Consider the following 20,683-nt stretch of genomic DNA (forward strand, 5'->3'; position numbering starts at 1 on the left):
GCCCTCCCTCAGCCGAAGCCCGGCGGCGGGGGCGCGTCCGGGCCGGTGAGCGCGAGGGCCTTGAACAGCGTGCCCATCTCCTCGGGGTGGCAGAGGCGGCGGTGGGCGGCGGCCACCGCCTCGGCGTCGCCGCGGGCGGCCAGCGCCTGGGCGCGGGCGGTGATCCCCAGCGTCTCCAGCAGCGCGCCCTGGGTCATCAGCGGCCAGGCCTTGGCGCCCGCCGCTTCCGCCGCCTTCGCGATAGCGGCGAAGTCGACATGGGCGGTCAGGTCCGCCTCGCCCGGCGCCTCATACGGGTCGGTGTAGGCGTGGCCGCGCATGGCCTGGAAGGTGTCGCCGCCCGAAAGCGGCTGGGCGGGATAGCCGTAATCGACGATCAGCGCCGCGCCGCCATGGGCGGCGAGGCGGGCGCCGATCTGCGCCGCCACGGCCTCGCAGGCCGGGGAGTGTTCGCGCAGGGCGCCCTCGGGGGCGTGGGCGGGCAGGTCGTCGGCCTTCGCCAGCGGCCCGAGCGCCAGCGCCAGCTTGCCGTCCTTCGCCGTCACCACCCGCTCGCGCCACCGCCCGCCGCGCTTCTGGTACTGGCGGATCGGCAGGGCGTCGAAGAACTCGTTGGCCAGCAGGAACAGCGGGCCGTCGGGCAGGTCCTCGACCCGGTCCCGCCATTCGGGGTCGCGCCCGGCCAGCGCCTCGGCCTGGCGGGCGCGCAGGACGGGGGAGATGTCGACAAGCTGCGGGCGGCCGAGCGCCTCGGCGAGGCCGGGGACGCGGGAGGCGGCGCGGAGAGCGTCCGCCGAGAGCGTGCCGCGGCCCGGCCCGAGCTCGGCATAGACGCCCCGCGGGGCGCCCTGGTCCATCCAGGCCTGCGCCAGCCAGAGGCCGAGGAGTTCGCCGAACATCTGGGAGATTTCGGGCGCCGTGGTGAAATCCCCGGCGGCGCCGAGCGGGTCGCGGGAGGTGTAGTAGCCATGCTCGGGGTGGCCGAGGCAGAGGGCCATGTATTCCGACAGCGGCATCGGCCCGGACTGCTCGATCCGGCGCAGGAGGATGGGGAGGAGCGCGCTCATCCCTCGGCCTCCGGTTCGGGCCTGCGGGCGAGGGCGATGAAGGCGATCCCGGCGGCGATCATCGGCAGGGACAGGATCTGGCCCATGGTCAGGCCCAGCGTCTCGGTGAATTGCAGCGCGTGGCCGAGCGGGTTGCCCGGGCCCTGGAAGAAGGCGTCGGGCTGGCGGAACAGCTCGACGAAGGCGCGGGCGGCGCCGTAGCCGATCAGGAACACGCCGATGAGGGTTCCGGGGCGTTTCAGCGCGTCCTTGCGGGTTCCCATCCACCACATCGCCAGGAACAGGAGCGCGCCTTCGAACAGCGCCTCGTAGAGCTGCGAGGGGTGGCGGGGCAGGTCCCCGGCATTGGGGAAGATGACGGCCCAGGGCACGTCCGTGGTGCGGCCCCAGAGCTCGGCGTTGATGAAATTGGCGAGGCGGCCGAGGAGCAGCCCGATGGGGGCCGCCATGGCCACCGCGTCGCCGACCTGCAGCAGAGGCAGGCGGTTGAAGCGGCAATACCCGATGACCCCGAGGACGACGCCGAGGAAGCCGCCATGGAAGGACATGCCCCCGTTCCAGACCTGCAGGATCTCCCCCGGGTTCGCGAGGTAATGGCCGGGTTGGTAGAACAGCACGAAGCCGAGCCGCCCGCCGAGGATGACGCCGAGCACCATCCAGGTGAGCAGGTCCTCGGGCTGGTCCGGGGTCATCGGCGCGGCGTTTCCGGGCCAGATCGCGGGGCGCTTCATCAGCGACCGGACATAGCGCCAGGCGAGGACGAGGCCGACGATATAGGCCAGCGCGTACCAGCGCAGCGACAGGGTGGCGCCGAAGAGATCGACGCTGAGCAGCACCGGGTCGACGTTGGGGAAGGGGATGGCGAGCATGGGGGCTCCGGCGAGTGGCGGCGGCGCGGCGCGGCGGGGCGGCGGCGGGCGTTGGGGGCGGGCGTGTGGGCGGCGGCGGCCCGGTCGGGCGGGGCGCCGGGTTGGGCGCCGGGTTGGGCGCGGGGCGCCGGTGATCCTGTGCGGTGCAATATAGGGCGCCCGGCGGCGGCGGAAATGGCGGTGGCGGAGCGTCCCCGGCGGGGGCCTGCGTGTCAACCGGGCGGGGCGGCGCGGGGCAGGGGCGCCGTTCGGGGTCTTGTGCGCGGCAGGCGGGCCGGGCGCGGGCGGCGGGACGCCGCCTCCGGCCGCGATCGGGGGCCCTGGCCCCCATCGAGCGGGCGGACCCTGCGCCCCGGGCGCCGTTCCGCGCGCCGGTCGGCGCGGCGGCGGGATTCCGGCGGGGGCGCGCGCGGACCGCGCCTTGCGTCGCTGCGCGCCGCGCGGCGGCGGCCCGCCCGCCCGGCCGCAGCCGCGGCCTTCCCCCATCCTCGCACGTGCGCGCCCTTCCCCCATGCCTTGCACAGCCGCGCCCGTCCCCCGGCGCCCGCGGCGCCCCGACGCAAGCCGCCCCCATGCGCCCCGACGCCGCGCCGCGCGGGGCCCGGCCCCCCGCGCTTTCCCTTGCCCCCCGGGCGCGGTCTTGCCACGCTGCGGCTCCCCTCACCCGACCGCCGGAGCCTTGCCTTCATGTCCCTGCCCACCATCCCCACAGACTGGCTCGAAGACGTCCGACACGGCTTCTTCACCCGCGAAGGGGGCGTCTCGAAATCCATCTACGGCACGCTCAACTGCGGTCCCGGCTCGGATGACGACCCCGAGGCGGTCGCGGAGAACCGCGCCCGCGTGGCCGAGGCCATGGGGGTGCTGCCCGGCAAGCTGCTGACCTGCCGCCAGGTGCATTCGGCGAAGGCGGTGATCGTCGAGGAGCCGTGGTCCGCCGCGGACCGCCCCGAGGCCGACGCCATGGTCACCGACCGCGGCGGGCTGGCGCTGTGCATCCTCACCGCCGATTGCGCGCCGGTGCTGTTCCACGACCCGGTCGCCAAGGTGATCGGCGCCGCCCATGCCGGCTGGCGCGGGGCGCTGGGCGGCGTGCTCGAGGAAACCATCAACGCCATGCGCGCCCTCGGCGCCCGCCCCGACCGGATCGAGGCCGAGGTCGGGCCCTGCATCTCCCAGCGCGCCTACGAGGTCGGGGAGGAATTCCTCGACGCCTTCATGGCCGAGGATCACGAGCACAGCCGCTTCTTCGCCATGGGCCCGCGGGGCAAATACGTGTTCGACCTGCCCGCCTTCTGCCTGCACCGGCTGCGCGAAGCGGGGGTGGACGGCTGCGGCTGGGTGCGCCGCTGCACCTACGAGGACAAGGGCCGGTTCTTCTCCTTCCGCCGCGCCACCCATTTCAACGAGCGCGACTATGGCCGCCAGGCCTCGTGCATCGCGCTGCCGGGATACGCCTGATGCTGCACTTCTCCGACGCCGAATACGCCGCCCGCCTCTCGGCCGTGCGCGCGCAGATGGAGCGGCGGGGCCTCGGGGGCCTGCTGCTCTTCGCGCCCGAAAGCCAGTACTGGCTGACCGGCTACGACACCTTCGGCTACTGCTTCTTCCAGTGCCTGGTGGTGACGCCCGAGCGCACCGCGCTGCTCACCCGCTCGGCCGATTTGCGGCAGGCGCAGCTGACCTCGACCCTGCAGGACATCCGCGTGTGGAAGGACGGGGCGGGCAAGGACCCGACCGAGGATCTGTGGGAGATGCTCCAGGACCTGGGCCTCTCCGGCAAGCGGCTGGGGTGGGAGATCGACACCCATGGCCTGACCGCGCTCAACGGCGGGCTGGTGGCGGCGCGGCTGGCCGGGAAGGCCGAGCTGGTCCCCGCCGACGACCTGGTGGGCCCCTTGCGGCTGGTGAAGTCCGAGGCGGAGCTGGCCCATGTGCGCCGGGCGGCGGAAACGGCGGACAGCGCCTGGCGCGAGGCGGCGCCGCTGATCCGCCACGGGGCCTATGAGGGCGACATCCTCGCCGCCCTCGAGGGCCGGATCTATGAGCTTGGCGGCGGCTATTCGGGCAACCCGCCGATCCTCGGCTCCGGGAACCACGCGCTGCTGTGCCGGGCGCAGGCCGGGCGGCGGCACCTGCAGGCGCAGGACCAGCTGACGGTGGAATGGGCGGGCACCTCGGCCCAGTACCACGCCGCGATGATGCGCACCGCCATCGTGGGCAAGCCTCAGGACCCCCATCTGCGGATGCACGAGGCGGCGGTGGAGGCGCTGGAGGCCTGCGAGGCGGCGCTGCAGCCCGGGCGGCCGATGGGCGAGGTCTTCGCCGAGCACGCAAGGGTGCTGGACGCGCGCGGGCTGTCGGCGCATCGGCTCAACGCCTGCGGGTACAGCCTCGGCGCGCGCTATGCGCCGTCGTGGATGGAGCGGGAGATGTTCTACGAGAACGCCCCGACGCTGATGGCGCCGGGGATGGTGTTCTTCCTGCACATGATCCTGATGGACAGCGACTCGGGCTGCGCGATGACGCTGGGGCGCACGTCCGTGGTGACGATGACGGGGGCCGAGCCGCTCTCGGCCCTGCCGCTGGCCCTCGACATCTTCTGACGAAAAAGGGGGGCCGCGACGCCCCCCTTTCCCTTTCGGCCGCCTGGGCTCAGCCGCCCGCGCCCGCCCCGGCGCCCGCGCCGGTGGCGATCTTGAGCGTCGCCCAGGCCTTGGCCGCCTCGTTCGCCGCCGAGGCGGCGCTGATCCGCGCGGCCGCCGCGTTGCGGTCGGTGTCCAGGAGGTCCAGCAGGCTGATCGCGCCGGAGCGGTAATTCTCCCGCGCCAGGCGAAGCGCCCGGTCATAGCCCCGCGCCGCGGTCCGCAGCGCCGCGGCCCGCTGGCGCCCGCGCGACAGGGCGGATTGCGCGATCTGCACGTCCTCCACCGCCGAGAGCACCGAGGCCTGCCACTCCAGCTTCGCCGCCTCGACCGCCGCCAGCGCGCCGTCCCGCTCGGCCCTGAGCGCGGGCTGGTTGAACACGGGCAGGCGCAGCGCCGGGCCGAAGCTCCAGCCCTGGCCGGAGGTCGAGAGGGTGATTTCGCCCGAGAGGGTGAGCGAGGGGTAGAGCGCCGCCTCCGCCACCCCCGCCGCGGCGACGGCCGAGGCGAGGTCGGCCTCGGCGCCGCGCACGTCGGGGCGGTTGCGCAGCAGGTCGGCGGGAACCCCCGAGGCGGGCGTCTCGGGGATGCGCAGCAGCGGCGCCCCCTTTTGCATCCGCGCCATCAGCGGCCGCGCGGGCTCGGCCAGCAGCGTCGCGATGGCGAAGACATTGGCCTCGAACCCCGCGGCATAGCCCGGCGCGGCGGCGCGGGCATTGGCCAGAAGCGCCTCGATCTCGGCCAGCTCGTATTCCGTGGCCGCGCCCGCCGCGCGCTGGCGGCGGGTGATCTCGGTCGTCTCCTCGCGCGCGGCGATGGTCTGGCGGGTCAGGGCCAGCGCCTCCTGGTTGTAGCGCGCATCGGAATAGGCGGCGACGAGGGCGGCGGCCCAGGCGAGGCGCGCGGTCTCCTCGGCCGCGCGGGCCGAGGCGAGGTCGGCCTCGGCCCCCTGCCGGGCGCGCTCCAGCCCGCCGAACAGGTCGATGACGAGGGCGGCGCCGAGGCCGCCGGCCGACGCCTCGTCCGCATAGCCCTCGCCGCCCGAGGCGGTCCAGCCGGCGGTCAGGTCGCCGGACCAGGGCGCGGGGCCCCCGGCCCGGCGCAGCGCCGCCTCGGCCCGCCGGATCCGCGCCGCGGCGGCCTGGGTCGAGAGGTCCTGCGCCAGCCCGCGGGCGGTCAGCTCGGACAGGATCGGGTCGCGATAGGCGTCCCACCATTCTTCCTGCGCCACGGCGCCGAGGGGGGCGGGGGCCTCGGCGCCCTGGGGCGGGGCGTCCGCGGCGGCGAAGCGGGCGGTCAGCGGCGCCTCGGGGCGGATGTAATCGGGCCCCACCGTGGTGCAGCCGGCGGCGAGGGCGAGGGCGGCCAGCGCCGCCCCCCGCCGTGCGAGGCGGGGGGGACGGGGGAACGTGACGGCGATCATGCGCGGGCTTCCTTCCTGGCGGGACGGATACGGGAGACGGCGGCGATCACCGCGACATAGAGGATGGGCACCATGACGATCCCGAACAGGGTGGAGAAGATGATCCCGCCCAGCATGCCGATGCCGATCGAGTGCTGGGCGTTCGCGCCCGCGCCCGAGGCGAGGGCGAGCGGCAGGATGCCGAAGCCGAAGGCGAGCGAGGTCATCAGGATCGGGCGCAGCCGCTGGCGCGCGGCCTCGACCGTCGCTTCGACCAGCGCCTTGCCCTCGGCCCGCAGCGTCTCGGCGAACTCCACGATCAGGATCGCGTTGCGCGCTGCGAGGCCGATGGTCGTGAGCAGGCCGACCTTGAAATAGACGTCGTTCGACTGGTCGAACCACATCGTCGCCAGCATCGCCCCGAGGATGCCCACCGGCACCGAGAGCATGACCGCGAAGGGCACGCTCCAGCTCTCGTAAAGGGCGGCGAGGCACAGGAACACCACCAGCGCCGAGAGGGTGTAGAGCAGCGGCTCCTGGTCGCCCGACAGCCGCTCCTGGTAGGACAGCCCGGTCCAGGCGACGCCGTAGCCGCCCGGAAGCTCGGCCACCAGCGCCTCCATCTCCTCCATCGCGTCGCCCGAGGACACGCCCTGGACGGCCGAGCCCGAGATCTCCATGGCCCGCGTGCCGCCATAGCGCGACAGGCTGGCCGAGGTGCTGTCCCATTCGCGGGTGATGACGGCCCCGAGGGGGACCATCTCGCCCGACGCGTTGCGCGCGTGCCAGCCCTCGATGTCCGCGGGCTGCATCCGGAAGGGGGCGTCGCCCTGCACGATCACCTGCCGCAGGTCGGCCCCGAGCGGGAAGTCGTTGACGTAGGACCCCGCGAAGACGGTGGCCAGCAAGGCGTTGACCTCGGGCAGGGACAGGCCGAGCGCCTCGGCCTTGGGCTGGTCGATGTCGAGGCGCAGCGACGGTTCGGTCACGTCGCTGGACCCGCGCAGGCTGGTCACCCGCCCGCCCTCGGTCGCCTGCGCGATCAGGGTGTCGGCGGCCTCCTTCAGCGCCTCGACCCCGTTCCCGCCCTGGTCGACCAGCTGCATGGTGAAGCCCGAGGAGGTGCCGAGCCCCGGGATCGCCGGCGGCTGCAGGAAGAACACCTGCCCGAAGCGGTTGCCCCAGAAGGCGCCGTTGGCCGCGGCGGCGACCGAGGCGGCGTCCATGCCCGGGGCGCTGCGCTCCTCGAACGGTTTGAGCTTCACGAACAGCATGGCGTAGTTCTGCCCCGACCCGGCGAAGCTGAACCCCACCGCGGCGAACACCGATTCCACCGCCGGCTGGGCCAGCATGTGATCCTCGATGCGCTGCACCGCCTCGTCCGTCTGGGCGGTCACCGCCTGGCGCGGAAGCTCCACCATCGCCATCAGCACGCCCTGGTCCTCGGAGGGCAGGAAGGCCGAGGGCAGCCGGTCATAGACCTGCCAGGCGCCGATGCCGACGAGGCCGAGCACCAGGATCATCCGCGCGGGGCGGCGCGACATCCGCCGCACGCCGCCGCCATAGCCGTTCGTCAGCCGGTCGAGCCCGCCGTTGAACCAGCGCAGCGGCGCGAAGCGCGGGGCGCCGTGGCCGGGCCTCAGCAGCTGGGCGCAGAGCGCGGGCGTCAGGATCAGCGCGACGAACAGCGACAGCACCATGGCCGAGATGATGGTGACCGAGAACTGCCGGTAGATGATCCCGGTCGAGCCGGTCATGAAGGCCATCGGCAGGAACACGGCCGAGAGGACCAGCACGATGCCGACCAGGGCCGAGGAGATCTCGGTCATGCTCTTCTCGGTCGCCGCCACCGGGTCCAGCCCGTCCTCCTCCATCACCCGCTCGACGTTCTCCACCACCACGATGGCGTCGTCGACCAGAAGGCCGATGGCGAGGACCAGCGCGAACATGGTCAGCGTGTTGATCGACATGTCGAAGGCGGCGAGCACGCCGAACGTGCCCAGCAGCACCACCGGCACCGCGATGGTGGGGATCAGCGTCGCGCGCCAGCTCTGCAGGAACAGCAGGATCACGAGGAACACGAGGCCGACCGCCTCGAACAGCGTGTGGTAAACTTGGTTGATCGACTGCTCGACGAAGGGCGAGGTGTCATAGGGGTACTGCACCTCGACCCCCGGCGGCAGCGCCGATTCCAGCCCCGCGATCACCGTCTTCACCCGCTCGGCCGTCTCCACCGCGTTGGCGCCGGTGGCGAGGTTCACGCCGAAGCCCGCCGCGGGCATCCGGCTCCAGCGGTTCATCTGGCCGTAAGTCTCCTGGCCCAGCTCCACCCGCGCCACGTCGGCGAGGTAGACGGAGGCGCCGTCGGCGGTGGTCTTGAGCAGGATCCGCTCGAAATCGCGCACGGTCGACAGCTGCGACTGGGCCGAGAGCGAGACGCTGATCTGCTGGCCGTGGACCGCCGGCTGGGCGCCGAGCGAGCCGACGGTGACGTTGGTGTTCTGCGCCGAGACCGCCGCGGTCACGTCCGTGGGCGTCAGCTGGTACTGGAACAGCCGGGCGGGATCGAGCCAGATGCGCATGGCGTATTCGGTGCCGAAGATGCGCACCGAGCCGACGCCCTCGGTGCGCTGCACCGGGTCCTCGAGCGTGGAGCTGAGGATGTCGCCGAGCTCGGCCGTCGAATAGGACCCGTCGCGCGACACCAGCGCGCCCACCAGCAGGATCGAGGAGGTCGAGCGGGTGACGTTCACCCCCTGCTGCGTCACCGCGGTCGGCAGGCGCGACTGCACCAGCTGCAGCTTGTTCTGCACCCGGACCTGGGCCATGTCCGGGTCGATCGTGTCGTCGAAGGTCAGCGTGACCGTGGCCGACCCCTCGGAGGAGGAGGAGGTCATGTAGGTCATGCCGTCGAGGCCGGTCATCCCGTCCTCGATCAGCGTGGTCACGGAATTCTCCACCGTCTCGGCGGAGGCGCCGGGATAGGTGGCCGAGATGCGCACCGTGGTCGGCGCGATGTCCGGGTACTGGGAGATGGCGAGCGAGTTGAGCCCGAAGGCGCCCGCCAGCATCACCACGATGGCCAGCACCCAGGCGAAGACGGGGCGGTGGATGAAGAAATGCGCCATCGGATCAGTTCCCGTCCTGGCCGAGGTCGCGCACCAGCCCGTTGGCGCCCACCGTCGCCGGAACCGGGGCGACCTTCGCCCCCGCGCGCAGCGATTTCAGGCCGTCGACGATCAGCATGTCGCCTTCCGAGAGGCCCTCGGGGACGATCCAGGCGTTGTCGTGCACGCCCGTCTCCTCGATCTCGACCCGCTCGGCCACGCCGTCCTTCGCGATCAGCACCGACAGCCGCCCCGCCTTGTCACGCTGGGCCGCGCGCTGGGGCACGAGGAAGGCCTCGACCTCGCCCAGCCGCACGACGCCGCGCAGGAACATGCCCGGCAGGATCCGCCGGTCGGGATTGTCGAAGCGGAACCGCACCTGGAACGCGCCGGTGGAGGTGGAGACGGTCGCGGCCGGGGTGACCATGCGGCCCGTGGCCTGGTAGGTGCGCCCGTCCTCGAGCGTCAGCGACGCCTCGAGCGTGTCGGACATCTTCAGCAGCCCGTCATCCATCTGGCGGCGGATCGACAGCATCCGGGCCGAGGTCTCGAGCATGTCGACATCGATCGGGTCGAGCCGGGTGACGATGGTCAGCGGGTCGGCCTGGGCCGCGGTCGCGAGGTCGCCGACCGAGACGTCGGCCACCTCGACCACCCCGTCGATGGGGCTGCGGATCACCGCCCAGGACAGCTCGGTCTGCGCGAAGTCGAGCGCGGCGCGCGCCCCGTCGGCGGCGGCCTGCGCCTGCGCCAGGGTGGTTCGCACGCTTTCGACCTGCGCCTCGGAATAGCCCGATCCCTCGAGCTTCTGCGCGCGGTTGTAGGAGGATTGCGCCTCGGACAGCGCCGCCTCGGCGGTGGCGAGCTCGGCGGCGGCGGCGGCGGCGGCGGCGCGCAGGGCCGCGTCGTCGAGGCGGAACAGCGGCGTGCCCGCGGTGACGCGGGCGCCGGGGGTGTAGAGGATCTCCTCGATCACGCCGCCGGCGCGGGGGCGGATCTCGACCTGCTGATAGGCCACGGCGCGGCCGGGCAGGGTGACGACCATGGGGGCGGCGGTGCGCTCGAGCGCGACCGTGCCGACCTGGGCGGGCGGCGGCCCGCCCTCCTGCGCCGCGGCGGGAACGGCGGCGATGAGCGCGAGGCCGAGCGCGGCGCCGCGGGCGCCCCGTGCGATGGCCAGGACCGAAGTGTGCATGTTCAACTCGCCTTGAAAGGGTGGCTTGTGCTGGAAATGCGATCCGTGCAAAGTTTGCACAGTCTGCAAGTTTCGGGAGGTAAGCGGTTGAGCGCCGAAGGCAAGACCCCGCTGCGCGAAAGGCGTCGAAAACAGACCGCCCGCGACATTCAGCGCGCCACGCTGCGCCTGGCGCGGGAGGAGGGGCTGGACGCGGTGACCACCGAGCGAATCGCGCGGGCGGCGGGGGTGAGCCCGCGGACCTTCTTCAACTACTTCCCGAACAAGGAGGCGGCGGTGATCGGGACCCCGGTCCCGTTGCCGGACGCGGCGCTGGCCGCGGTGCGCGGCGGCTCGGGCCCGCCGGGGCCGGACATGCGGGCGCTGGCGGCGGCGCATCTGCGCAACCTCGAGGACGAGCTGGAGGTGATCCGGGGCCTTGATGCGCTGAAGACCCGCGACGCGCGGGTCCGGCAGCTGTTCGACGAGGCGATGGGGCGCTATGCGGAGGAGGTGGAGGGCGCGCTCGCGGCCCGCGCGCCCGGGATGTCGCCGGGGGCGCGGATGATGGCCGCGGAGCTGGCGCTGCGCTGCATGGGCGTGTCGCTCATGGCCTGGGCGGCGGGCGACACGACCCGGCCGGAGGCGGCGCTCGACACGGCCTGGGCGAACCTGCGGGCCGGGGCGGAGGCGCTGCTGGGGGATTGAGGCGGTGGGGCTGAGGTGTGGGGCTGGTGCGTGAGGGCTGCGGCGAGGGGGCTGGGGCGTGGGGGCGCGCCGCCGCCCTGCCGGGCCGTGCCGCGCCCTGGTTCAGCCCCCGGACGCCGCTTGCGTCGCAGCCGGCGGGGCGCGGTCCGGCCTGTCGCGGTTCTGATCGTGGCGGCTCCGTTCGTGTTCGTCCCGTCCGCCGCGGTCCCGACCGCCGTCGTCGCGCCGCTTGCCGTCCCGTCCGCCGCGGTCCCGTTCGCCGCCGTCCTGCCCGTCGCGGCTCCGTCCGTCGCGGGTGCGTCCGTCCGGGTGCGTCTGTCGCGGCGCCGTCCGCCGCGGTCCCGACCGCCGTCGTCGCGCCGCTTGCAGTCTCGTCCGCCGCGGTCCCGTTCGCCGCCGTCCTGCCCGTCGCGGCTGCGGCCGTCGCGGGTGCGTCCGTCCGGGTGCGTCCGTCCGGGTGCGTCCGTCGCCGTTGCGCGCGTTGCGGTTCCGCCCGTCGTCGTCGCGCCCGCCCCGGTGGCGCATCGCCGTCCCGTCCGTCGCCCTCCGGAGGGCTCCCCGGCGGCGCGGCGCCCGCGACCCTGCGCCCACGTTCTCACGACGTCCACTCACCACCTCCACGGCGACGACCCGCGCCGTCTCGCGCGCCCTGCCGCGCGGGTCTCCGCCTGCCGCCTTCCGCCGGTAGCTCGACGCAGGTCCGCCGCGTCGCGTCGTCGTCCCCGCTTCGGTCCCCGGGCCCGGGGCGCCCGTTCAGGCCGCCGCGCGCTGGCGCTCCAGGTAGACGTCCGCCACGTCCAGCGCCCGGCGGATGGTCACGTCCATGTCGATATAGCTGTAGGTCCCGAGCCGCCCGACGAAGGTCACGCCCGGAACCTCGGCCGCCATCTCCTCGTAGCGGCGCAGCATCGCTTTCTCCTCCACCAGCCGGATCGGGTAATAGGGGATGTCGTCCGCCCCGCAGGCGCGCGCGTATTCGCGGAAGCGGATCGAGCCGGTGATCTCCCCCGCCTCCCAGGGCGCGAAGTGCTTGTGCTCCGAGATCCGGGTCCAGGGGGTGTCGCGGTCCGGATGGTTCATCACCGCGCAGCCCTGCATGTCGCCCTCGCCCCGCTCCGCCTCGAAATCCAGCGTCCGGTAGCCGAGCCGCCCGGCGCGCCAGTTGAAGAACCGGTCGATGGGGCCGGAATAGAAGGTGTGGCCGAAGCCCTCCTCCAGCTCCTCGTAGCGGCAGCGCAGGCGGGTTTCGATCAGGGGGTGGTCGAGGATCCGCGCGATCAGCGCGGTGTAGCCATGGCGGGGCATCGCCTGCCAGCGGTGGTCGAAGTAATTGTCGTCGTAGTTGAAGCGCAGCGGCAGCCGCTTGAGGATCGAGGCGGGCAGCTCGGACGGCTCGCAGCCCCATTGTTTGCGGGTGTAGCCCTCGAAGAAGGCGCGGTAGATCTCCTTCCCCACGAAGCGCAGGGCCTGTTCCTCGAAGGTCTGCGGGTCCTCGATATCGGTGCGCGCGCGGGCGGCGAGGAAGCGGCGCGCCTGTTCGGGCCCCATCGCCGTGCCGAAGAACTGGTTGATGGTGTGCAGGTTGATCGGCAGCGAGTAGACCCGCCCGCGCACCGTCGCCTTCACCCGGTTCACATAGGGAACCATTTCGGCGAAGCGGTTGACATAGGCCCAGACCTCGGCGTCGCTGGTGTGGAAGATATGCGGGCCATAGCGGTGCACCAGCACGCCCGTCCGGGGGTCCCGCTCGGTATGGCAGTTGCCCGCGACATGGGAGCGTTCGTCGATGACCAGCGAAGCGATGCCCGCCTCGGCCAGTTTTCGCGCGATGACCGCGCCGCTGAAACCGGCGCCGGCGATGCAGATGCGCGTCATCAGGGTTCTCCCGTCCATGTGCGTCGGGGGGATGCTGGACCGGTTTGGTTTCGCACCGGTTAAGGGAAGCGGGATTTGAGCGCGCCGGTCCTCGTCGTGCTGCGGCTCGGGGCCGATCACCGGGTTTCGGGCTGGGCCAAGACGCCCCGCGCGGCGCGGGACTGGGACCTGGTTCTCTCGCCATACCAGGAGGTTGCGGATCTCTCCGCGTTCGAGGGGGAGGTGGTCCCCGCCCCCGGCGGCAAGTGGGAGGCGCTGCACGCCCTCTTCGTCGCGCGGCCCGAATTGTGGGAGCATCGCGCGCGAATCTGGATGCCGGACGATGATCTCGAGGGGGATGCGGCGACGGTCGCGCGGTTCCTCGCGCTCGCGCGCGCGCGGGAGCTTTCCCTCGCGCAACCCGCGCTGACGCCGGACAGCGCCTTCTCGCACTTCGTCACCGTTCGGCATCTGTTAACCACGGTCCGCTACACCAATTTCGTCGAGTTGATGGCGCCGCTGGCGACGCCGGAGGTCCTGCGCGCGAGCTTGCCGATGATGGAGGGGCGGGCGGGCGCCAAGGGGCTCGATTACCTCTGGGCGCGCGGGCTTCCCCCGCGCGCGGTGGGCGTCGTTGATGCGGCGCCGATGCGCCACGCGCGGCCCCTCGGCGGCGCGCTGGCCCCCGCCATGGCGAAGGTCGGGCGGGATCTCGAGGCCGAGCGCGCGGCCTTCTTCGCCGCGCATCTCGGCGGCGCCCATCCGCGCAGCCGCAGCCTCGGGCATGACGGCCCGCTGGGGCGCGGGCGGCCCGGGCGGGCTTGCGTGACGCTGGCCGGGGCGCTGACGGTGGCGCTGTCGCCGCCGCTCTGGCGGCGCGCGGCGCTGGTCCGCGCGGGCAAGACCTTGTGGGCGCAGATCGCCCGGGCGGACGACGCCCCGTGACGGGACCCCCTCCCGCCGCGGGGCGCAAGGGAAGGGAGCGCGGTGACGGGCAGGGCGGAGGACAGGCGCGGCGGCCTTGGCTGGACCGCGCTGGCGGCCGGGGCGGGGCGGCCCCGGCGCCCCCGTGCGGCCGCCTGGTCCGAGGCGCCCGCGCCGGGGCTTTTCCTGCCGGCCTGCCTCGCGCCCGCGCTGCCGGGCCATCCGGCGATCTGCTTCGCCGACGGCGGCGCGCGGCCGGGTCCCTTGCCGGACCCCGGGGCGATCCGGGCCGAGCGGCTGTTCTGGCCCGCCGTGCGCCATGACGCGGTGGAGGCCGAGACCGTCCTGCTGCTCTCTCCCGGCGAGCGGCCGGAGGCGCTGGAGCCGTCGCTGCGCGCGCGCTTCGGCCCGGACCTGGTGGTCGTCGGCCCGGGGCGGGCGGCGCCGGACATGAGCCATGTGCGCCCCGACCGGTTGCGCCGCGTGGTGGCGGCCGAGGGCGCGCCGGCGCTGCTCTGGGCCGCGCTGGCGGGGCTCGGGGTCCATGCCGTCAGCCCGCCCGGGGCGGCGCGCCCGGGCGCGGGGCACGGTGGCGCGGGGGCCGGGGGCGCGGGGCACGGTGGCGCGGCGGACGGGGCCGGGGCGCGGACGCGGCCCGACCTCTCGGCCTGGCTGTCGCGGCTGCGCTGGCGCGACCCGTGGACGGGGCGCGAGGTGGACGCCGCGGCGGGGATCGAGGCCGCCGCCGCCCTCCGCCGCGCCGCGCAGGCCAATGACCGGCCCGTGGTCACCGCCGGGTTCACCCCGTGGAAGCGGCGCTGCACGGCGCCCTTCCTGCGCGGACCCTGCGGCCCCCCGCGCGCCTGCCGCACGCCCGAGGCCGCGGCCGAGCTCGCCGCCCGCATCGGCGGCCGCGTCGCGGTCTGGGGCATGCGCGACGCGCCCGCCCCGCGCCCCGGCCTCGCCCCCGCCTGGCGGCTCGAGGACGGGTTCATCCGCTCGGTCGGCCTGGGGCTGCAGCACACGCCGCCCGCCTCGCTCTGCGTCGCGGAGCATGGCCTGCATTTCGACGCCCATGCCGACAGCGACTTCGCCCGCATCGCCCGGGGGGCCGATTACCCGCCCGCGCTGCTCGCCCGCGCGGCGCGGCTGCGGGCGCGCATGACGGCCGAGGGGGTCACCAAGTACAACCTTGCCGGAGACGCCCCCCTGCCGGAGACGGACCGTCCCCGCCTGCTGGTGGCGGGGCAGGTCGAGGACGACGCCTCGATCCGTCACGGCGCGCCGGGGCTGGCGACCAACGCCGCGCTGCTGCAGGCGGCGCGGGCGCGGCGGCCGGACGCCTTCATCCTGTGGCGCCCGCATCCCGACGTGCTGACCGGGATGCGCCCCGGCGCCGTGCCGCCGGAGGTGGTCGCCGCCTGCGCCGACGCGGCGGCCGAGGGCGCGTCGACCGAGGCCTGCCTCGACTGGGCCGGGGAGGTGGAGTGCATCACCTCGCAGATCGGGTTCGAGGCGCTTCTGCGCGGGCGGCGCGCGGCGGTCCACGGGCGGCCCTTCTATGCCGGCTGGGGCCTGACCGAGGAGCTGTCCGCGCCGGGCTTCAGCCGCGGGCGGCGGCTGACCCTCGACATGCTGGCGGCGGCGGCGCTGATCCTTTACCCGCGCTGCATCGACCCGGCGACCCGGCTGCCCTGCACGCCCGAACGCCTGCTGGACGCGCTGGCCGAGGAACGGGCCGCGGCGGCGACCCTGAAGGCGCGGGCAAGGCGGGCGGCGCGGCGCGGCGCCTCCTGGGCGCTGAACCGGCTGCGCTGAACCGGCTGCGCTGAGGCGGCCGCCGCAGCGGACCCGGGACCCGGGGGCCGGGCCGTCCCCTGGCGCGCCGGCCCGCGGCCCGGGCGCCGCCGCGCCGGGGCGCGGCGCGGGCGGCCGAGCGGGGGCTTCACGCCCCCCGAGGTCGCCCGCCCCTCCGCACTCCCCTCGCCATGGCGGCCCGCCCCTGATAGCCTTCCCGCGCGGCCGCGGGCGGCGCCCGCGCCAATGCAACGAAGGACATGCCGATGGGCTTTCTGGGACGATACGGCTGGGCCCTCATCATCGCCGTCGCGATCATGTGGACGCCCTTCATGTACGAGATCGCCCGGCGCAGCATGGGCCCCGAACCGGCCCCCGCCGCGGCCCCGGCGCCCCTCGCCGACCCGGCGGCCGAGGACCAGATGCTGCGCCTCCAGCGCCAGATCGACGACCTCTCGATCGGCATCGACGGGCTGCTGGACCGCGTCGACGAGCTGGAGCGCGAGCTCGAGCGCCGCGGGGACGCGCCCGCCGAAACCCCCGCCGTCGCCGAGATCCCCGCCGCCGCCGTGCGCTATGTCGCCCTCGTGCGCCCGCCCGAGCGGCGGACCGTCAACGACACGCTCGACCCCTCGGGCCACGCCTGGCTCGAGGCCTTTTTCGGCTCGCCGCGCGTCGGGCGCGACTACACCCAGGACTGCCGCCCCCCGGACAACCCGCGCCTGAGCGCCAATCTCGAGCTGCGCGACGTCGGCCCGTTCCGGGTGCGGATGCTCAAGCCCGCGCTCGACAGCCTCGAGCGGATCTTCGCGCGGCTCAAGGAGGAGGAGCCCGACCTCTACGCGCTGCTCGGCTCCGCCGGATCGCTCTGCGGGCGGCTGGTGCGCGGCTCGGCCGACCGGATCTCGGGCCATGCCTATGGCGCGGCGCTGGACGTGACCATCGCGGGCAGCCTCGACGACATGGGCGACGCGAAGACCCAGCTCGGCCTCGTGCTGCTGCACGAGTATTTCCGCGAAGAAGGCTGGTACTGGGGCGTCGCCTTCCGGCGCGAGGACAGCATGCATTTCGAGGTCAGCCGCCAGACCCTCGAGGCGTGGAAGGCGCAGGGCGCCTTCGACACGCGCCACGCCGTTCCGCGCGGCGGCGCGCAGACCGCGGCGAATGGCGGACAAGTGGAGATCTTGCAGTGAACATGCAGGCCTATACCGGCGAGACGGATTACGGCGAGGGCGAGGTCCCGCGCGGGCGGATCACGATGCAGAGCCTGGCGATGCCCGCCGACACCAACGCCAATGGCGACATTTTCGGCGGCTGGCTGATGGCGCAGATGGATCTCGGCTCTTCCGTGCTGGCGCGCAGCCGCGCGCGGGGGCGGGTGGCGACCATCGTCGTCGACAGCATGAAGTTCCACCGGCCGGTGCATGTCGGCGACCTGGTGTCGATCCATTCAGAGATGCTCAAGGAAGGCACCACCTCGATGCAGATCGGGGTGGAGGTGTGGATCACCCGCCAGCCCTCGGAGGAGCATGTGAAGGTGACCGAGGCGGTCTTCACCTTCGTCGCCATCGACGAGAACGGGGTGAAGCGCCCGCTGCCCTGACGGGGGCGCCTTCCCGGGCATGTCCGACCGCTCATGGGGGGCAGGCCCCCCTTCGCGGGCGGAGCGTCGGCTGCGCCGCCGCGGGCGCGGAGGGCAGGGCGCGCGCGCTCAGTCCGCCGCTTCGCGCAGGCCCGCCCAGCCGAAGGCCTCCGGTCCCTCGCCCTCGGCCGCGATGCGGTCGAGCCGCGCGAAGCCCTCGGCCAGCCCGGGGCGCGTTCCCGGCGCCACCGGCCACATGGCGAGGTGCGGGCGGCCGAGCGGGACGAACCACTCGGCGCGGCGGTCGAAGAAGCGCCGGTGGACCGTCTTGTGGGCGAAGGCGCGCACCGCCTCGACGCTGGTCCAGACCGAGACTGTGACGGTCAGCAGCGGGTCCTCGGCGATCATCTGCGGCCAGTACGGGTCCGCGCTTTCATCCCTCAGGCGCCAGACGAAGCCCGCGCTGCGCTCGGCCAGCGCATTCATCCGCGCGACCCCGTCGAAAAAGCCCTGCACCTGCGGATCCCCCTGCGGCGCGCGCAGGCGGGCGATGTTGATCTGCCCGACATGCATGCCGGGCGGCGGGGCGAAGGACATGGCGTTCTCCTAGCGGCGTCCCCCGACTGTGCCGTGCGCTTCCCTGCAATGCCAGCGCGACGCAGCCGTATTTCGGGGGGTCCAAGGGGGGCGTTGCCCCCCTTGTCGGGGGACCGGGGGCGGAAGCCCCCGCAGCCCTTGCCCCGCGGCGGCCACCCGGCGATGCTCGCCCCACAGGGGCCCGCCGCAGAGGCCCCGCCGCAAGGGAGGCGCGTGATGAGCGATCAGAAACCCGGTTTCGGCCCCGCCGAGATGTCGAAGCTGCTTGAGGACGCCTTCGCCCCCTGGGTGCAGGCGCTGGGCCTTGTCCCCGTGGCGCTGACCGAAACCGGCGCCACGTTCCGCCTTCCGGGAACCGAGGCCATCGCCCGCAAGGGCGGCGACGGGCCCGCCGTGGTCTGCGGCCAGGCGCTGGCCGCCGCCGCCGATACCGCCGCGGTGCTCACGCTCTGCGGCCTCAACGGGCGGTTCCGCAACTGCACCACGGTCGACCTGACGGTCCATTTCATGCGCCCGCTGATGGGGGGCGAGGACGTGGAGGTCTCGGTCGAGGCGCTGTCCAACGGGCGCCGCATGGCCACGGTGCGGGTGGAGTTCCGGGCCGCGGGGTCGGCCAAATGCGCCGCCGCGGCCACCTGCGCCTTCGCCTATCTCGAGAACTGAAGCCGGGGCAGGGCGCGCCCGCGCCCCGTCCGCGCCGGGCCCTCAGCGGCGCCGCGTGCTGGCCGGTTCCGGCGCGGGCAGGCGCACGATCACCTTCAGCCCGCCCAGCTCCGACGTCTCCAGCGTCAGCGAGCCGCCATAGGCCTCGACGATGTCCGAACAGATCGCGAGGCCCAGCCCCGTGCCCGGCACCGCCTCGTCCAGCCGCCCGCCCGCGGCCAGCGCCTTCTGGCGCTTCTGCTCGGGGATGCCCGGGCCGTCATCCTCGACCGTGATGACGCCCACGGGCCCCTCGCGCCGCGCGACCACCTTCACCACGCCGATGGCCCATTTATGGGCGTTGTCCATGAGGTTGCCGAACAGCTCCTCTACATCCTCCTCCTCGGCGCGCACCCGCAGCGTCTCGTCGAGCTCGAGCTCGAGGTCCAGGCCCGCGTCGCGGTGGATCTGGCGCATCACCCGCCCGAGATCCTCGAGCACGTGGACCACCTCGCACAGCGCCCCCGCCCCGGCGGCGCCGGCAAGCCGCGCGCGGGCGGTGTAGCGGTTGATCAGGCTCTCGACCCGGGTCACCGCCTCCTCCATCCGCTGGCGGCGGACGGCGGCGTCGATGTCGTTGCGCGGGTTGGAGGCGAGGTCGTTGCGCAGCACCGCCGCGGGGGTCTTGAGCGCGTGGGCGAGGTCCGCGGCCTGGCGGCGGGCGCGGACCATCATCTCCTCGTTGCGGTCGAGAAGGTCGTTCAGATCGTCCACCAGCGTGGCGATGTCCGAGGGGTAGCGCCCCTCGATCCGGTGCGTCTCGCCCTCGCGATAGCTCAGGAAGGCGGCGCGCATGGCCACCAGCGGGCGCAGCGCCATGCCGGTCTGCGCCGCGCCCGCCAGCACCAGCGAGGCGCCGAGGCCGATCAGCGCGCCGAACAGCGAGCGGCGGAATTCCAGCTGGTCGCGGGTCAGGGCGGCGCGCGGCTCGGCCACCCGGATGGTCCATTCGCCGACGGTGCCGGCGACGGTGGTGGTGCGCACGGTGCGCGCCACCACCTGGATCAGCAGCCCCGAGGGGAGCCGCGCGACGTAGCGCGCGCCCCGGGTTTCGCGCAGCTGGCGCCGGTAATCCCCGATCGGTCCCTGGAGGGAGCGTTCGGCCGCCGTGTCGGCCGGGATCGGCGCGCCCTCGAGCGAGGGCGAGAGCAGCGATTGCCCGGTCGGCGTCTGGATCTGCCAGAACACGTCGCGCCCGCGGGCGAAGAGGGGGCCGGACAGCATCCCGCCCCCGATCCCGTCATCGAGCGCGCCCGAGCGGATCAGCGTCTCGAGCTGCTCCGCCCGGCCCGCCAGCGTCTCCTGGAAGGAGCGCTCCGAGATCTCGTCGAAGGTGGAGACCAGCACGTAGCCCGACAGGCCCACGGCGATGATGATCCACACGATCCCGCCCAGCAGCGCACGCGCGCGCAGGGACAGGGCGGTGGACAGGCCCAGGACGGACATGCGTGCAGGCGGCCTTCGTCAGCGGATCAGAACGCCGCGCCGTCGAACTGGTAGCCGCGGCCGCGGATGGTCACGATCGCCTTGTGGCCCAGCTTGCGCCGCAGGCGGCCGATGAAGACCTCGATCGTGTTGCTGTCGCGCTCGGTGTCGTAGCCGTAGACATGCTCCGACAGCTCGGTGCGGGACACCACCTTGTCGCGGTTCAGGATCAGGTAGGCGAGGATGTTCGTCTCCTGCGCCGTCAGCGGCACCGAGCCGCCGCCGAGCATGACCCGGCCGGAGCGGGTGTCGAACTCGAACTGGCCCTGCTTGAAGATCGGGTTGGCCTGGCCGGAGGAGCGGCGGATGAGGGCGCGCAGGCGGGCCAGCAGCTCGTCCATCTGGAACGGCTTGGTCAGGTAGTCGTCCGCGCCGCTGTCGAGGCCGGCGACCTTGTCGCGCCAGGAGTTGCGGGCGGTCAGGATCAGCACCGGGGACTTCACGCCGTTCTCGCGCCAGTCGCGCAGCACGGTGTGGCCGTCCTTCTTGGGCAGGCCAAGGTCCAGGACGATGGCGTCATAGGGCTCGGTCGACCCGAGGAAGCTGCCTTCCTCGCCGTCGGAGGCGATGTCGACCACGCGGCCTTCCCGCTCGAGGGCGTCTTTGACCTGTACGGCCAGGTTCTGCTCGTCTTCAACAACCAGCACGCGCATGGATTTCGCTCCACCATTGTCTTGTTATCCGAACGCCGACCCGACGCGGAGGCGCCGGGACGGACCGCGCCGGTCGGCGCGCTCGGCCAGCCCCATGCGCAGGATGCTATCCGATCA

General features: G+C 73.7%; 17 protein-coding genes. 8 read left to right on the forward strand and 9 right to left on the reverse strand.

Annotation, left to right across the window (positions count from 1 at the left end):
- Positions 1-8 precede the first annotated feature (8 nt).
- Positions 9-1,067: a class I SAM-dependent methyltransferase gene (locus ACQ5SO_RS01510; RefSeq protein ID WP_430939798.1), complete on the reverse strand. Its 1,059-nt coding sequence runs from the start codon at positions 1,065-1,067 to the stop codon at positions 9-11.
- On the reverse strand, positions 1,064-1,936 hold the full coding sequence (lgt, locus tag ACQ5SO_RS01515) for a prolipoprotein diacylglyceryl transferase (RefSeq protein ID WP_430939799.1): 873 nt from the start codon (positions 1,934-1,936) through the stop codon (positions 1,064-1,066). The genes ACQ5SO_RS01510 and lgt overlap by 4 nt, the downstream gene beginning before the upstream one ends.
- A gap of 687 nt (positions 1,937-2,623) precedes the next feature.
- On the opposite strand from lgt, the gene pgeF reads away from it, so the two are divergent.
- Together pgeF and ACQ5SO_RS01525 are read left to right on the forward strand one after the other, a co-directional pair.
- Positions 2,624-3,397 (forward strand): peptidoglycan editing factor PgeF, encoded by a 774-nt coding sequence (gene pgeF / locus ACQ5SO_RS01520; RefSeq protein ID WP_430939800.1) that lies wholly within the window; start codon positions 2,624-2,626, stop codon positions 3,395-3,397.
- Positions 3,397-4,542 (forward strand): M24 family metallopeptidase, encoded by a 1,146-nt coding sequence (locus ACQ5SO_RS01525; RefSeq protein WP_430939801.1) that lies wholly within the window; start codon positions 3,397-3,399, stop codon positions 4,540-4,542. Before pgeF ends, ACQ5SO_RS01525 begins: the two co-directional genes overlap by 1 nt.
- A 49-nt stretch (positions 4,543-4,591) precedes the next feature.
- Here the strand turns inward: ACQ5SO_RS01525 and ACQ5SO_RS01530 are convergent, their stop codons facing one another.
- Genes ACQ5SO_RS01530 through ACQ5SO_RS01540 form a run of 3 tightly spaced genes read right to left on the reverse strand, consistent with a single transcriptional unit; the run spans position 4,592 to position 10,285 of the window.
- Positions 4,592-6,004, reverse strand: a complete 1,413-nt coding sequence (locus ACQ5SO_RS01530) for an efflux transporter outer membrane subunit (RefSeq protein ID WP_430939802.1) — start codon at positions 6,002-6,004, stop codon at positions 4,592-4,594.
- A complete protein-coding gene (locus ACQ5SO_RS01535; RefSeq protein WP_430939803.1) occupies positions 6,001-9,111 on the reverse strand; it encodes an efflux RND transporter permease subunit in 3,111 nt (1,036 codons plus the stop codon). The genes ACQ5SO_RS01530 and ACQ5SO_RS01535 overlap by 4 nt, the downstream gene beginning before the upstream one ends.
- A gap of 4 nt (positions 9,112-9,115) precedes the next feature.
- Entirely contained in the window at positions 9,116-10,285 is a 1,170-nt protein-coding gene (locus ACQ5SO_RS01540) for an efflux RND transporter periplasmic adaptor subunit (protein WP_430939804.1), read from the reverse strand.
- An 87-nt stretch (positions 10,286-10,372) separates the two neighbouring features.
- Here ACQ5SO_RS01540 and ACQ5SO_RS01545 point away from each other — a divergent pair, with 87 nt between their 5' ends.
- Positions 10,373-10,972 carry a TetR family transcriptional regulator gene (locus ACQ5SO_RS01545; RefSeq protein ID WP_430939805.1) on the forward strand — a complete coding sequence of 200 codons (600 nt, stop codon included), beginning with the start codon at positions 10,373-10,375 and terminating at the stop codon, positions 10,970-10,972.
- Between the two features lie 753 nt (positions 10,973-11,725).
- Here the strand turns inward: ACQ5SO_RS01545 and ACQ5SO_RS01550 are convergent.
- Complete coding sequence (locus tag ACQ5SO_RS01550; protein WP_430939806.1) at positions 11,726-12,847, reverse strand: UDP-galactopyranose/dTDP-fucopyranose mutase family protein; 1,122 nt, start codon at positions 12,845-12,847, stop codon at positions 11,726-11,728.
- Positions 12,848-12,922: 75 nt separating this feature from the next.
- Between ACQ5SO_RS01550 and ACQ5SO_RS01555 the strand changes: the two genes are divergently transcribed.
- The 4 genes from ACQ5SO_RS01555 (at position 12,923) to ACQ5SO_RS01570 (ending at position 17,150) form a co-directional block, all read left to right on the forward strand.
- Positions 12,923-13,771: a hypothetical protein gene (locus tag ACQ5SO_RS01555; RefSeq protein ID WP_430939807.1), complete on the forward strand. Its 849-nt coding sequence runs from the start codon at positions 12,923-12,925 to the stop codon at positions 13,769-13,771.
- A gap of 42 nt (positions 13,772-13,813) precedes the next feature.
- Positions 13,814-15,568: a hypothetical protein gene (locus ACQ5SO_RS01560; RefSeq protein WP_430939808.1), complete on the forward strand. Its 1,755-nt coding sequence runs from the start codon at positions 13,814-13,816 to the stop codon at positions 15,566-15,568.
- Positions 15,569-15,813: 245 nt separating this feature from the next.
- Positions 15,814-16,740 carry a M15 family metallopeptidase gene (locus ACQ5SO_RS01565; RefSeq protein WP_430939809.1) on the forward strand — a complete coding sequence of 309 codons (927 nt, stop codon included), beginning with the start codon at positions 15,814-15,816 and terminating at the stop codon, positions 16,738-16,740.
- Between the two features lie 2 nt (positions 16,741-16,742).
- Positions 16,743-17,150 carry an acyl-CoA thioesterase gene (locus ACQ5SO_RS01570; RefSeq protein ID WP_430939893.1) on the forward strand — a complete coding sequence of 136 codons (408 nt, stop codon included), beginning with the start codon at positions 16,743-16,745 and terminating at the stop codon, positions 17,148-17,150.
- A 108-nt stretch (positions 17,151-17,258) separates the two neighbouring features.
- Here ACQ5SO_RS01570 and ACQ5SO_RS01575 read toward each other — a convergent pair whose 3' ends face one another.
- Positions 17,259-17,726: a DUF3291 domain-containing protein gene (locus ACQ5SO_RS01575; protein WP_430939810.1), complete on the reverse strand. Its 468-nt coding sequence runs from the start codon at positions 17,724-17,726 to the stop codon at positions 17,259-17,261.
- A 216-nt stretch (positions 17,727-17,942) separates the two neighbouring features.
- Here ACQ5SO_RS01575 and ACQ5SO_RS01580 point away from each other — a divergent pair, with 216 nt between their 5' ends.
- Positions 17,943-18,389 carry a PaaI family thioesterase gene (locus ACQ5SO_RS01580; protein WP_430939811.1) on the forward strand — a complete coding sequence of 149 codons (447 nt, stop codon included), beginning with the start codon at positions 17,943-17,945 and terminating at the stop codon, positions 18,387-18,389.
- A gap of 42 nt (positions 18,390-18,431) precedes the next feature.
- Here the strand turns inward: ACQ5SO_RS01580 and ACQ5SO_RS01585 are convergent, their stop codons facing one another.
- Together ACQ5SO_RS01585 and ACQ5SO_RS01590 are read right to left on the reverse strand one after the other, a co-directional pair.
- Complete coding sequence (locus tag ACQ5SO_RS01585; RefSeq protein ID WP_430939812.1) at positions 18,432-19,874, reverse strand: sensor histidine kinase; 1,443 nt, start codon at positions 19,872-19,874, stop codon at positions 18,432-18,434.
- 26 nt (positions 19,875-19,900) lie between these two features.
- The gene (locus ACQ5SO_RS01590; RefSeq protein WP_430939813.1) at positions 19,901-20,566 is read right to left on the reverse strand and encodes a response regulator transcription factor; all 666 of its coding nucleotides are present in this window, start codon (positions 20,564-20,566) and stop codon (positions 19,901-19,903) included.
- Between the last annotated feature and the right edge of the window lie 117 nt (positions 20,567-20,683).

It is taken from the genome of Rhodovulum sp. DZ06 (assembly GCF_050586345.1).
Taxonomy (GTDB): Bacteria; Pseudomonadota; Alphaproteobacteria; order Rhodobacterales; family Rhodobacteraceae; genus JBOCEF01.

Bases quoted from the DNA above. Each gene is read 5' to 3' on its own strand.
- ACQ5SO_RS01510 (WP_430939798.1), bottom strand. From the start codon at position 1,067: ATGAGCGCGCTCCTCCCCATCCTCCTGCGCCGGATCGAGCAGTCCGGG.
- lgt (WP_430939799.1), bottom strand. From the start codon at position 1,936: ATGCTCGCCATCCCCTTCCCCAACGTCGACCCGGTGCTGCTCAGCGTC.
- pgeF (WP_430939800.1), top strand. From the start codon at position 2,624: ATGTCCCTGCCCACCATCCCCACAGACTGGCTCGAAGACGTCCGACAC.
- ACQ5SO_RS01525 (WP_430939801.1), top strand. From the start codon at position 3,397: ATGCTGCACTTCTCCGACGCCGAATACGCCGCCCGCCTCTCGGCCGTG.
- ACQ5SO_RS01530 (WP_430939802.1), bottom strand. From the start codon at position 6,004: ATGATCGCCGTCACGTTCCCCCGTCCCCCCCGCCTCGCACGGCGGGGG.
- ACQ5SO_RS01535 (WP_430939803.1), bottom strand. From the start codon at position 9,111: ATGGCGCATTTCTTCATCCACCGCCCCGTCTTCGCCTGGGTGCTGGCC.
- ACQ5SO_RS01540 (WP_430939804.1), bottom strand. From the start codon at position 10,285: ATGCACACTTCGGTCCTGGCCATCGCACGGGGCGCCCGCGGCGCCGCG.
- ACQ5SO_RS01550 (WP_430939806.1), bottom strand. From the start codon at position 12,847: ATGACGCGCATCTGCATCGCCGGCGCCGGTTTCAGCGGCGCGGTCATC.
- ACQ5SO_RS01565 (WP_430939809.1), top strand. From the start codon at position 15,814: ATGGGCTTTCTGGGACGATACGGCTGGGCCCTCATCATCGCCGTCGCG.
- ACQ5SO_RS01570 (WP_430939893.1), top strand. From the start codon at position 16,743: ATGCAGGCCTATACCGGCGAGACGGATTACGGCGAGGGCGAGGTCCCG.
- ACQ5SO_RS01575 (WP_430939810.1), bottom strand. From the start codon at position 17,726: ATGTCCTTCGCCCCGCCGCCCGGCATGCATGTCGGGCAGATCAACATC.
- ACQ5SO_RS01580 (WP_430939811.1), top strand. From the start codon at position 17,943: ATGAGCGATCAGAAACCCGGTTTCGGCCCCGCCGAGATGTCGAAGCTG.
- ACQ5SO_RS01585 (WP_430939812.1), bottom strand. From the start codon at position 19,874: ATGTCCGTCCTGGGCCTGTCCACCGCCCTGTCCCTGCGCGCGCGTGCG.
- ACQ5SO_RS01590 (WP_430939813.1), bottom strand. From the start codon at position 20,566: ATGCGCGTGCTGGTTGTTGAAGACGAGCAGAACCTGGCCGTACAGGTC.